We start from the raw sequence: 12,725 nt of genomic DNA, 5'->3' as shown, positions 1-12,725 counted from the left end.
CGATAAGCTTCGGGTGCAAAGCCATCAAACAGCTGATCGTAAACCGGGTTTACCGCAACCAGCTGACCCTGCAAATGGGTTGAAAGTTCGGTAATCTCCAGTCCTGCGGCATTTACAATACCTTTTATTTCGTCGGCGTAAGTTTTGCTTTCGGCTGCTTTCTGTAAGTCGATGAAACGGGCATCAAGCGTTGGTAGCTGAACGCCTTTGTAGCCCAAACCTGCTGCCCATTTACAAATGGATTCCAGACTATTAAACGGGGCTGTATCGCCTATGAATTGGGCTAAAAATATTGCCGGTCCTTTAATGGTTGTCATATTATATTAGATTGTAAATTCAGTCCACTTTTTATCTGATTTGCCCGAGGCTATTACATTTTCAATAAATGCCATACCACGGATGCCTTCTTTAATACTTGGATAATCCTGTTCTTCGGGCGTAGCTATTTTACCTTCCAAACCAGCCTTAACCGTTAACGCGAAGTTGCGGTACAGGTTGGCAAAAGCTTCCAGGTATCCTTCGGGATGCCCGGCAGGTGTACGTGTGTTATGCGATGCAAAAGAACTTACATAGCCGCCGCCTGTACGCCATATTTCCGTTGGTTTATCAGTATACATAAGTGTCAGTGAATTGGCATCGGCCTGGTGCCATTCCAAACCGCCCTTTTCGCCATAAACACGAATTTTTACATTATTTTCTTCGCCAGCAGCTATTTGTGTTGCAGTTAGTACGCCGCTTGCGCCATTGTTAAATTTAAGCAGGGCCGCGCCGTCGTCATCCAGTTTTCTGCCTGCTACTACTATATTAATATCGGCGCAGATCTGCGTTACCTCTAATCCCGATACATACTCGGCAAGGTTAAACGCGTGTGTACCAATATCGCCCATAGCGCCTGCAATTCCGCTTTTACCCGGATCGGTACGCCATGATGCCTGTTTATTATCGTCACCCTCCAAAAAGCTGCTGAGCCACCCTTGTGGATATTCTACATAAATTTTACGGATGGTGCCCAGTTTGCCTGCCTTTATTAATTGCTTAGCTTCCTTGATCATAGGGTAGCCGGTGTAGGTGTGGGTAAGACAAAACAGCTTACCGCTTGCCTTTACTACTTTATCAAGCTCCTTTGCTTCGGCCAGCGAAAAGGTCATGGGTTTATCTAAAACCACGTGAAAACCATTCTCCAAAGCCGCTTTGGCCGGATCGAAGTGCACATGGTTGGGAGTTACAATGCTAATAACCTGCACACGCTCATTTTCAGGGATTTGTTTTTCCTTTTCAATAAGCTCGGTGTAGGAGTTGTAGATACGGTTGGCGGGTAAACCCAGCAACAAGCCGCTTGCCTGCGATTTTTCGGGATTGCTGCTAAAAGCACCGCAAACCAATTCATATTCGTCGTCGATGCGGGCAGCTATACGGTGTACGGCACCAATAAATGCACCCTGACCGCCGCCGATCATTCCTAATCTTAATTTCATTTGTAGTGAGTGGTTGATTAAGTTGATTAGTGAGTGGTTTCATTAGTTTATAACCATTCTCCACTCACCTAATCAACTAAAAACTAATTTATCAAGTTGCCCAGGCTTTATCGCCTTTTTTGTAGGGCAAATTACCATCGTATTTTCCGGGTGTTTCAATATAGCGTAAAGCTTGTGTAGCACCGGGTTGTGAAGTAAAGAAGCCAAGCAAGGTTAATTCCTTCATCATCCGGAAATAATGATTGGGCTCTTCGGGCTTTTTGGTTTTGGCGTAGGCTTTTTGTTCCTTATCCAAATCGGTAAGTAATTGGGTACGTTGTTGCGGCGTTGTTTCCATAAACTTTTTACCAAACTTTTTACCGCTTGCGCTGTCTACATCAGCCATGCCTTTCACAAATACCTTTTGATCATCGGGTGTATAACAATCCTGAACCATAACAACCATAAAGTTGCCAATATTGGCAGCCTTAGCACCCGGAGTTGTGGTAGCCGGGAGGATGGTTTCACCAACCTCATTCAAAAAAGCAACATCGTTTTCATTAAAAAGATCGTTAACTTTTTTTGCCGCCGGTTTACAGCCCGAAATAAAAAACTCGGCCCCTATTACGGTTCCGCCAAGTATTAAACCTACCCTGCTAATTGCATCTCTTCTGTTCATATTTCAATTGTTGAATTACTGAATTATTGAATTATTGAATATAAATAGCCAATCTGTTGAATTATCAATTTGGTTTGCGGTATTATTCGTTACTCAAAAATCAATAATTCAACAGATCAGTAATTCAATAATTAAACTTACGCTTTAAGTTCAAAACCTTCGCGGTATTGGCGTTTAATGTATTGGTTAACGGCATCAAAGTTGGTTACTTTCATAGCTGTGTTATCCCATACTAATTTTATACGGCCACCTTCCAGCTCATGACCACGAACCGCAAGGTTAGCCATCAATAATGCCTCGGTAAGCGGACCAGCTTTATCAAACGACGAGCTTAATTCTGTTTTACCATAACCAGCCAAACAACCTTCAACCCATTGCGCGTAATGACCATTGGCACCACCAGGTACACGTGCCCATTTTTGCGGAGCCTTGGCATCCTTGGTGCGTGCTGTTGGTAACAACGTTGGCGCATCAGAGTAAGTACTGGCGTACATTTTTCCTTTTGTACCAATGAAAAGAGTTCCGTTGCCTTCTTCGCCGCCAAATTGTTCGCTTGGTAACAATTCTTCTGGTCTTTCTGGCTGTATACCGCCATCCATCCAGTGCAGGGTAACATCACCTTTAGTTTTATTAGTTTTAGGGAACGTTAAGGTAATGTGGCTTGATGGAGGGCAGCTTTCAGGGAAGTGACCTTCTTTAAATTCATCAACATAAACACTACCAACGCTGGCCTGTACATCTTTGGCATATTGAATACCCAACACACGGAAAGGTGCCTCAACAAGGTGGCAACCCATATCGCCAAGGGCGCCGGTTCCGTAATCCCACCATCCGCGCCAGTTAAACGGCACTAATTTATCTACGTAATCTTTTTTAGGTGCTGTACCCAACCAAAGGTTCCAATCCAACTCTTGCGGGATGTTTGGCTGCGGCGCAGGCCATTTGATACCTTGCGGCCATACTGGGCGGTTTGTCCAGCAGTAAACGGTATGCACATCGCCAATTAAGTTGGCATCATACCATTCAGACATCAGGCGGGTACCATCATTTGATGATCCCTGATTACCCATTTGTGTAACCACTTTATATTTTTTGGCAGCCTCGGTTAATAAACGGGCTTCCCATATATCATGCGTCATTGGTTTTTGCACGTAAACGTGTTTGCCCAACTGCATGGCATGGTAGGTAATAATAGCGTGGTTATGATCTGGGGTTGAGATTGATACAGCATCAAAGTTCTTGTGCTCCTTATCGTACATCTCGCGCCAGTCTTTATAATACTTTGCTTTAGGGAACGAAGCGCGTGATTTTGCAGCTCTTCTGTCGTCCACATCACATAAGAAACCAATCTCGGCTTTACCGCTTTTATAAAAGTTAGCTATATCGCTTTCACCTTTACCGCCGGCACCTACACCTGCAATAACAAGGCGATCGCTGGGTGCAATAAAACCTTTACCGCCCAATACAAAGCGCGGAACGATCATGAAACTTGCAGCAGCTATAGAGCTGGTTTTAATAAAATCACGCCTTGAAGGACTTGGTGTGATGGGGTCTTTTTCTTCAGTCATAGATATTTGTTAATTAGTATCAGGATTAATTTAATATTTAGATCTCGTTCTTTTTTAACAACTCAACAGCATGATTAGCGGCGCGCGCGGTCATGGCCATATAGGTAAGCGAAGGGTTTTGACATGCCGATGAGGTCATGAATGAACCATCGGTAACAAAAACATTTTTAGCATCCCAAACCTGGTTCCACTCATTAAGTACCGATGTTTTAGGATCGCGGCCCATACGTGCAGTACCCATTTCATGGATGCCACGGCCCAAAAATGGATTAACGCTATAAGTTTGTACATCTTTTACGCCTGCAGCTTCCAATATTTCTTTGGCATCGCTTTCCATATCCTTGCGCATTTTCAGCTCATTATCTTTCAGCTCGGCATCAAAGGCAATTACAGGCAGTCCCCATTTATCTTTCTTGGTTTTATCCAGGCTGATCTTATTATCGTGATTTGGCAATGTTTCGCCAAAGCCACCCATGCCCATTTCCCATGAACCCGGTTCTGTCAGCGCATCTTTAAAGGCTCCGCCAATATTCATTTCGGCAATATCGCGGCTCCAGCCTTCGCGGCTTGCACTGCCCTGGTAACCAAACCCACGAATGTAATCGCGTTTATCGCCATTAAGGTTACGGAAACGCGGGATATAAAACCCGTTGGCCCGCCTGCCGAAATAGTATTTATCTTCATAGCCCTCAACCCGGCCAGATGCACCAACATTAAGGTGATGATCCATCAGGTTATGGCCCAATTCGCCGCTGCTGCTGCCTAAACCGCCGTCCCAAACATCGGTTGCTGAGTTCATTAAAATCCAGGCCGAGTTTACTGTAGATGCGTTGAGGAATACAATTTTGGCGAAGTACTGATAAGTTTGGTTGGTTTCGGCATCCAAAACCTCAACCCCTTTAGCTTTTTTGGTATCCTTATCATAAAGGATCCTGGTAACTATGGACCATGGGCGAACTGTTAAATTCCCTGTTGCCATAGCCGCAGGCAAAGTAGCAGACTGTGTACTAAAATATGCCCCAAACGGACAGCCTAACCAGCATTTATTACGATACTGACAATTAGTACGATTATTATGCGGCAAGGTGATATTTGCGGTACGCCCGATGATCATGGGGCGCAGCTCTTTGTAATATTCTTTTAAACGTTTAGCAACATCCTTTTCAACCACATTCATTTCCATCGGCGGCATAAAATCACCGTCGGGAAGTATGGACAGGCCATCGCGGTTGCCAGAGATCCCGGCAAACTTTTCGGCATAGCTATACCAGGGCGCTATGTCTTTATAACGAATAGGCCAGTCTACAGCTATACCATCCTTTAGGTTAGCTTCAAAATCAACATCGGCCCAGCGGTATGACTGCCTGCCCCACATTAATGAACGACCGCCAACGTGATAACCACGAAACCAGTCGAATCTTTTTATCTCGGTATACGGACTGTCTTTATCACTGGCCCAATAATCAAGATTTACCTCATTGAGCGGATAATCGCGCTTTAAAACGGGATAATCATCAATCATTTTTTGGGTACGGCCACCCCTGTGCGGAAAATCCCAGGGATTTTTTGTGGCGTTTACATAATCTTTAACGTGTTCAATGTTTCGGCCACGTTCCAGCATAATGGTCTTTAAACCCTTTTCTGTTAGTTCTTTGGCAGCCCATCCACCCGAAATTCCTGAGCCAATGACTATTGCGTCATAAGTGTTTGCAGACATACGATTTTATTATTGGTTAAAATAATTTAGCACTTAGGTTACTCCGTTAAATGTATGAATAAAAATTATTTTACAAATATTTCATAGTGTTTTTTTTACACCATGAAGGCAATTCACATTGATTTTCGCAATCGATTGCTGTTGCCACGTTATACCCTATTATTTTTTAATTATTACCTGTTTGATTGTCAGGTTATAAACTACTTTTTGCCGCCGAAAACAACCAGCAAACCATTAACGGCAACTCCTATATATTTTAAACTTTGCTAATATTTAACCACTTACTTTAAATTGATAAATGGTTTTAGCATTACTGAATTAATACTTGCGGAATATTTTGCAGGTATTAACTCATGAATTTATTTTGTTTTGGTTTTATAACGATATTAATGTGCTTGTTAATACTTGTTACAAGTAATAACTGTTCAAAAATTTCTGCGTAATGTAGGGGATTTAAATTAATAACCCCATTTTTTCATGATTTGTAAGTCAATTTTTACACAATCGATGGGGTCTTGTTCCTGGTATGATTCCTGTTCAACAATAAACAATGATGTGCCGCCTTTTTTGCTTGCTGCTTTTAAAATATCCTTAACAGGTAAAAGTCCTTTACCCAATATGCAGCTCTCTGTATCGTCGCCATCTTTGGCTACCGGAAGTTTTATCTCATCCTTAACATGCATTGATTCAAACCGACCGGGGTATTTATTAATAAAATCGAGCGCTTTACCGCCGGTGCTGAACATGTTGCCAATATCCATTTGCTGTGTTACCAGTTCGGCATCGGTATTTTGAATAATAAAATCATACAAGGTGATATCTCCCACCTTGGTACTGATCTCAAAATTATGGTTATGATAGCCAAATTTCATCGCCGATTTTTTACATAACTCGCCGCATTTGTTAAACTGCTCCATAAAGCGCTTTAAAGCCTCGGTGTCTGTCCGCACTTTTTCATCAAGCCAGGGGCTTATCACATATCGCTGGCCAATGATGGCGGCATCTTCAATTGTATATTTCCAGGCATCAGTGAAATCTTTTTTTGCATCGTCCCAGTGCTGAGCCGTCATTACGGTGTGGCCGCTTGGCATTTTTAAACTCAGGTCTGTAAGGATCTTTTTAAACTCCTTTGCGGTATAACCATAAAATTTACGATCAATATAATTGGCATGCTCTACATGAAAATAACCGGCATCGGCAATTTTAGTAAGCGTTCCTTTCGCATCTGCCTTCATAGCATCGCGCACACTATACAATTGAACCCCTACCCGCTGCAAACGACCTGTACCAGCCAGCAAGCTATCAGGTAATAAAGCAGCGCCGGCAACGGCCAATGCCCCTGTTTTTAAAAATGATCTGCGTGTGGTTTGCATAGTTAGTTGGTTTATTATTGGTTTACTAAGGTATAAAATACTGCTTGCAATTAGCTAATACTATCTTAACCACAACGAGATCTTTTAATCTATCATTAAAAAAGCTATCCCAAAAAAAAGGAGCAACCAATTACGGTTGCTCCTTTTCAAAATATCTTGATTATAAGGTATTATTCAACCACAACAAATACCGGCTTTGTTTTAACCAGGGCAATGGCGGGTTGTAGGGTTACTGCCTCTTTATTGCAATACTCTGCCAGGAATTGTTTTTTTGAATCGCGGTATGAACTTACCGCGCCTATAATACTCATGAATTTAATGTAACACCAGGCCAGATCAAGCTGATGGCGTTTAAAACCAGAGCGCGCACTCTTTGGAAACAGATGGTGGTTATTGTGCCATTCGCCGGCAACGTAGCCCGGCCATAATTGGTTTATTGACATATCATCGCGGTTATGGTCAACACCATCGCGGCGTTTATCCTGCCCCTTGCCATGTCCTTCGTAATTAAACGTACGTACACCTACTGCCCATACGCCTGCCGATCCGAATACCGCACAAGCTAATGGCATGCCCCCCATCAAATAAAAGGCGGTGAACCAAAATCCCCAATTAAGGATGATGCCTGCGATGGTACGGTAAGGGTTAGCTATAGTACCCCATTTTTGGTATTGTTTATAAGTGTTTGGTATTACCCCTACGTGTTTCATGAGGTTAACACATTTTTTATAATCGGCCTCGCTTAAATTGCGAGCCACCGGCTGGTGGTTAACATCGGCCAAAAAGCAATACAGAAAACCGCCTTGTGCGTTGTAAGGATCGCCGGGCTGATCTGATAGCGCATGATGAACGTGGTGCGATACCGCGTAAATTTCTTCAGGAATTATTTTCAGCGTAAGGTTTTGTGTAAAAAAACGCCAGAATTTATTAGTAAAGGTATAAGCGCCATGCGTACAGTAGCGGTGATGCCATATAGTACCGTGGGTACCCATGATAATCATACTATAAACAAAAGCTACTATAAGGCCTGTTACGGTAAAATATTTAAAAAAGAAAAGACCAAGGAAAGGCGCAAGGCACAATACCAGCGTCCAGCTTAAAAAGGATAACCAGTTTTTTTTATCCTTAAATACATTCAACCTCGAAAAAAATTCTTTTACAATTTTACCATTGGTGGGTTTTGAAAGGTTACCATCCTTATCGGTCCATCCGTATGAGGGTGGTTCGAGCACTGTGTTTAAGAAAGCCATTAAGTTTGCAGGGAGTTAAATAAATTTGATCGGCATTAAAATTAAATGTGAGTGTTTGGGCACAAAAATAAATTGTCACAATATAGTCAAAAAATAACCATATCGCAGTTTTATAAAGATATAAATGAGTTTGCTAAGTTTATAGATAAAGTTAAAACGTTTTCGGAATAATTAAATTGCTTTTAAACGAGTTTATATTTTAGCACATTGGGGAGTAACGGCTTGGTTTAAGTATAAAAGCTTATTCATTTATTAATACAAAAAAGGTACAATTTTTGTTAAGTATGCTTAAATTACCTCTAACGACGGCTGAAACTAAAGGAACTGCTACGGCAATTTTTTGAAATACTGATACCGGCTCATGTTAAGCATATAACTTACCCTGCTACGAGGCAGCGCTCGCCGGTAAGCATTTGAATACAATGCTCATAATTATCGGGCATTTTTATCTGCTCCACTTCCTTCACATAACTTTGTTTGATCTCTTTACGCCTGCGGGCCTCGATAAAGCGCCTCACCTGTTCACGGTGTTCCAGGATAAGGCCGGGTACTTTGGCGGGTTTATTACTATCGTCTTTAGCTACCATTGTAAAGTAACTGGTATTGGTATGCTTTACCGAGTTATTCTTGATGTTTTCAGATATCACCCTAATGCCCACTACTAATGATGTATTACCTACATAATTAACCGATGCCATAAGCGATACCAACTCCCCAACCTCAACCGGCTGCAAAAAATCGACCGTATCAATAGATGCAGTTACGCAATAATTACCCGCGTGCTTGGCTGCACATACATAGGCCACCTTATCCATCAGCGACAGCAAAATACCCCCGTGAATCTTGCCGCCAAAATTGGAATAGGAAGGTATCATTAATTCGGTAATGGTAGTTTCAGAAAAGCTTACCGTTTTATAGTCGGATTGATCAGTTAGGGCCGTCATAGGGGTTCAAAAGTTAATGCTACAAGTTTAAGCATCCGGTGCTATTAATGCAACAATAGGAACCATACCAACGCATTTAAATAATGACAGCAGAAACCAGGGAGGCTTTTAAACCTTTTTAACAGCTGGTGGTCTAATTAAATAGATTTGCTTTGATATTAATTTGAAGCTGTTTTATATTTACCAAAAACCCACTATCCTTTGAAAAATATTTTTCTGTTTATAACCTGCATATTTTTTATTAATAAAGGCTTTGGGCAACAAGCGCCCGAAACTACAGAGCGCAGTCACAAAATCTCTGACGATGTATCGGAAAAATTCCATGTACTTAAAGATAATAAGGGGATCAAAGAAGGCTTGTACCAAGCCTATTATAATAAAAAAACCGCTATAGCCAGCGGCATGTTCAGCAATGATAAAAAGGTGGGAGTTTGGCATTTTTTTGATTCAAAGGGCAATCTGCTGCAGAATTTTGATTATACCAGTAAAAAACTGCTTTATGAAGCACCCGAACTAAAGACAGACTCAAGGCTTGGGTATTTTGTTGATAAGGAATTAACAGACACCGACCGCACAACCAAACCTGTTAAAGCCGGCGGCAGGTATTACGGTTACCTGCCTTATGCCTTATTGTTTAAACTCCCCGGCAGCCTTATGGATATAAACAGGGTGGCTTCCTATGCGGTTATTGAACTACTGGTAAGCCCGGGAGGGCGACTGGCCGATTATAAGGTACACCTGGTTAGCGGCAATTTTCAAAAAACATTTAAAATGAACCTTAATGCGCTAAATGACGAGGACAAGGAGTTTATACCCGCCACAGTTAACGGCGAGCCGATAGGCTGCCGAATATCCATAACCTGCAGCATTGATTTCCATGGCAGGCTTAATTGTATTGAATAGGAGTGCCAGTGGTGGTAAGACCGGCGTAAAAAACTATCAGCTTTATATTAACTACAGCTCGAATTTATTTTATTGCACATAAAAAATAAGGCCCGTAATGTAAATTACGGGCCTTATTGATATAAAATCACCAGTAATTAGTGGGCGTGGTGACCATCCGGACCATGTGCATGGCCGTGTGATAATTCTTCTGGAGTGGCAGGACGAACGTTAAGGATATTACCTTTAAAGTGTAACTCCTGGCCAGCCATTGGATGGTTAAGGTCAACAATTATCGAATCTTCGGCAATTGATACTACCTGCGCCTGGAAACGGTTGCCGTTGTTATCCTGTAAAGGTAAAATGCTGCCAATTTCAGGAAGCTCTGTTCCCTGGAACATTTCTTTAGGCAGATTGGCTACTGCTTCGTCATCATATTCGCCATAGGCATCAGCTGCTGATAAGCGAAATTCGTAAGCATCGCCTGTTGAAAGGGTGCTTAAATTCTCTTCAAATTTGGGCAGCATTTGTCCGGCACCAAATAAAAAGGTTAAGGGTTGTTCTTGTGTGGCACTTTCTGTTAAAGTTTCGGTACCATCCTGGTCAACATACAAATCGTAAGTTAATGACACTACGTGCTGAGATTCAATCTTCATTGTAAAGTATTTTTATAAATAAGCAATCAGGCCTGCATTTGTTTTAATGCGTCGGCCGTGTTATTAGCAGGTAATCCGCAGGTTTTATCTTTACAAACAAAAATTTGTGTCGATGCGCCAAACTTATCCTGCAGCAAAGGTAAAATTCCTTTATTACCACCCAATATAATTTTATTGGGGATGTAATTATTTTCTATTTCAGTCCTAACAGTTTCGGCGTTGGCACCAGTTATAGCAACTTCATATACGCCAAACACTTCATCAAGCAATAGCATAGTCCAGTTTGAATAGGCGGTGCCGTACTTTGCAAGCAGCGGCATAATGTTGCGTAACAGCTGCGCCGAAACCGCTGCATAGCTTTCGTTATCAAAAAGCAAGCCTAACTTTTTAAGGTTACGCGCCATTGCCGAATTTGATGCCGGCGTAACGCCATCCATAATTTCCGATTTCCGCGCTATCAGTTGCTCGTCGTCATCGGCGGTATAAAAGAAAATGCCGTTGGTTTCATCATAATAATGGGCTATGGCGGTATCTGTAAGGTTTTTTGCATGGGTTAGCCAGGCTTCATTAAAAGTAACCTCATACAAAGCGATAAGTGCATCTATGATATTGGCATAATCATCCAAAAACGCTACGGTATTTTCAACTGCCGAATTGCCGCTGTAAACCCGTGATAATCTGCCATTTTGACTAAGCAAAGGGTTTAATATAAAATCGGCATTCTTTAAGGCAAGATCAAGATAAGCCGGTTTGTTAAATGCGCGGTAAGCTTCGCAAAGGCCTTTCAGCATTAAACCATTCCATGAGGCCAGTATCTTATTGTCCAACCCCGGCCTTATCCTATGCTTGCGGGCCTCGAATACTTTTTGACGGGATACCTTAACTTGCATCAGCAGGTCATCAACCCTAAGCCCTAATTTTTCGGCAAGCTGCTCATCCGTTTCTTTGCGGAACAGTACATTGGAGTGTTCCTCCTCCCAGTTTCCATCATCAGTTATATGGTAATAAATGCAAAACAGATCAGCATCCTTGCCTAAAATTTCTTCTATCTCTGTTTTAGTAAATATGTAGTATTTACCCTCCACTCCTTCGCTATCGGCATCAAGCGCCGAGTAAAAACCCAGGTTGGGCGAGGCCAGTTCATTCGTACAGAAATTGATTATTTGATCGACAATATCTGCGTACAATTCATCGGGTTGCCAGGTATATGCTTCGGCATAAAGTGTGATAAGCTGTGCATTATCATACAGCATTTTCTCGAAATGCGGTACATGCCAGCGTCCATCAACCGAGTAACGGGCAAAACCGCCGCCCACATGATCATAAATACCGCCGAAGGCCATTTTATGCAGGGTAAGCTTTACTTGTTTGGCAACGTCATCGTCATGCATAATATGCGCATAGCGCATAAGCAGCTGCCAATTATTAGGCTGTGGAAATTTTGGAGCACTGCCTGTACCACCTTCGTGTTTATCAAAGTAGCGCTTCCAGTTATCGCCGATCAACTGAATGTCGGCTTTTGTATATTCGGGTTGTTCACTTATAAATTCAACCGATTCATATTTTTGAATGCCCTCTGTTAAGCGAACGGCATAATCTTCGGCTTCGTCGGGTTTTTGTTTGTAAAAATCGGCCAGGTTAAACAGCAGCGATGTCCAATCGTTTTTGCGAAAGTAGGTACCGCCATAAATAGGCCGCTGATCTGGCAAGCAGATACAATTAAGCGGCCAGCCGCCCCTGCCGCTCATTAGTTGTACAGCGCTCATATATATCTGGTCAACATCCGGGCGTTCTTCCCTATCTACCTTAATGCAAACAAAAAACTCATTCATAACGGCAGCCACAGCCTCGTCCTCAAAGCTTTCATGCTCCATCACATGGCACCAATGGCAGGCCGAGTAGCCAATGCTTACCAAAATCAACTTGTTTTCGGCTTTGGCTTTATCCAGCGCCTCTTTACCCCAGGGGTACCAGTTAACCGGGTTATTGGCGTGTTGTAATAGATATGGTGATGTTGAATTTGCTAAACGATTCATAGTATGCAAAGGTGCGGATATAATTGAACCTGTAGGTTAAATAGGTTTTATTTAGAAAAGTTTTTACGGGAGGGTGATTAATAGCATTGACCATGCACATGCTTAGGCAAACATCTGGTTATAGCTCCGTAACATCTCCATTACAACCATCCAAAAATGTGTCAAA

General features: G+C 42.2%; 10 protein-coding genes and 1 pseudogene. 1 reads left to right on the top strand and 10 read right to left on the bottom strand.

The window, feature by feature from the left end:
* From BLS59_RS23095 to BLS59_RS23060, 8 genes and pseudogenes are all read right to left on the bottom strand, one after another.
* Positions 1-317: pseudogene (locus tag BLS59_RS23095) on the bottom strand (sugar phosphate isomerase/epimerase); the annotation flags it as partial.
* A gap of 6 nt (positions 318-323) precedes the next feature.
* Entirely contained in the window at positions 324-1,475 is a 1,152-nt protein-coding gene (locus BLS59_RS23090; RefSeq protein WP_240315318.1) for a Gfo/Idh/MocA family protein, read from the bottom strand.
* A gap of 91 nt (positions 1,476-1,566) precedes the next feature.
* Entirely contained in the window at positions 1,567-2,133 is a 567-nt protein-coding gene (locus BLS59_RS23085) for a gluconate 2-dehydrogenase subunit 3 family protein (RefSeq protein WP_091153023.1), read from the bottom strand.
* A gap of 137 nt (positions 2,134-2,270) precedes the next feature.
* A complete protein-coding gene (locus tag BLS59_RS23080; RefSeq protein ID WP_091153021.1) occupies positions 2,271-3,701 on the bottom strand; it encodes a Gfo/Idh/MocA family protein in 1,431 nt (476 codons plus the stop codon).
* A 37-nt stretch (positions 3,702-3,738) separates the two neighbouring features.
* Positions 3,739-5,418, bottom strand: a complete 1,680-nt coding sequence (locus tag BLS59_RS23075; protein WP_091153019.1) for a GMC oxidoreductase — start codon at positions 5,416-5,418, stop codon at positions 3,739-3,741.
* A gap of 458 nt (positions 5,419-5,876) precedes the next feature.
* Positions 5,877-6,791, bottom strand: coding sequence for a sugar phosphate isomerase/epimerase family protein (locus BLS59_RS23070; RefSeq protein ID WP_091153017.1), 915 nt, complete (start codon positions 6,789-6,791; stop codon positions 5,877-5,879).
* Positions 6,792-6,961: 170 nt separating this feature from the next.
* Positions 6,962-8,041 (bottom strand): fatty acid desaturase, encoded by a 1,080-nt coding sequence (locus tag BLS59_RS23065; RefSeq protein ID WP_091153016.1) that lies wholly within the window; start codon positions 8,039-8,041, stop codon positions 6,962-6,964.
* A gap of 377 nt (positions 8,042-8,418) precedes the next feature.
* Positions 8,419-8,985 carry an acyl-CoA thioesterase gene (locus BLS59_RS23060; RefSeq protein WP_091153014.1) on the bottom strand — a complete coding sequence of 189 codons (567 nt, stop codon included), beginning with the start codon at positions 8,983-8,985 and terminating at the stop codon, positions 8,419-8,421.
* A 201-nt stretch (positions 8,986-9,186) separates the two neighbouring features.
* Here BLS59_RS23060 and BLS59_RS23055 point away from each other — a divergent pair, with 201 nt between their 5' ends.
* The gene (locus BLS59_RS23055; RefSeq protein WP_091153012.1) at positions 9,187-9,888 is read left to right on the top strand and encodes a toxin-antitoxin system YwqK family antitoxin; all 702 of its coding nucleotides are present in this window, start codon (positions 9,187-9,189) and stop codon (positions 9,886-9,888) included.
* 137 nt (positions 9,889-10,025) lie between these two features.
* Here the strand turns inward: BLS59_RS23055 and BLS59_RS23050 are convergent, their stop codons facing one another.
* Together BLS59_RS23050 and BLS59_RS23045 are read right to left on the bottom strand one after the other, a co-directional pair.
* On the bottom strand, positions 10,026-10,523 hold the full coding sequence (locus tag BLS59_RS23050) for an FKBP-type peptidyl-prolyl cis-trans isomerase (RefSeq protein WP_091153010.1): 498 nt from the start codon (positions 10,521-10,523) through the stop codon (positions 10,026-10,028).
* A 26-nt stretch (positions 10,524-10,549) separates the two neighbouring features.
* Positions 10,550-12,559, bottom strand: coding sequence for a thioredoxin domain-containing protein (locus BLS59_RS23045; protein WP_091153008.1), 2,010 nt, complete (start codon positions 12,557-12,559; stop codon positions 10,550-10,552).
* Between the last annotated feature and the right edge of the window lie 166 nt (positions 12,560-12,725).

The organism is Mucilaginibacter pineti (assembly GCF_900101875.1).
In the GTDB taxonomy this organism is placed as follows: Bacteria; Bacteroidota; Bacteroidia; order Sphingobacteriales; family Sphingobacteriaceae; genus Mucilaginibacter; species Mucilaginibacter pineti.
Note: the sequence above shows the minus strand (reverse complement) of the source record. Positions and strands in the feature narration are given on the sequence as shown.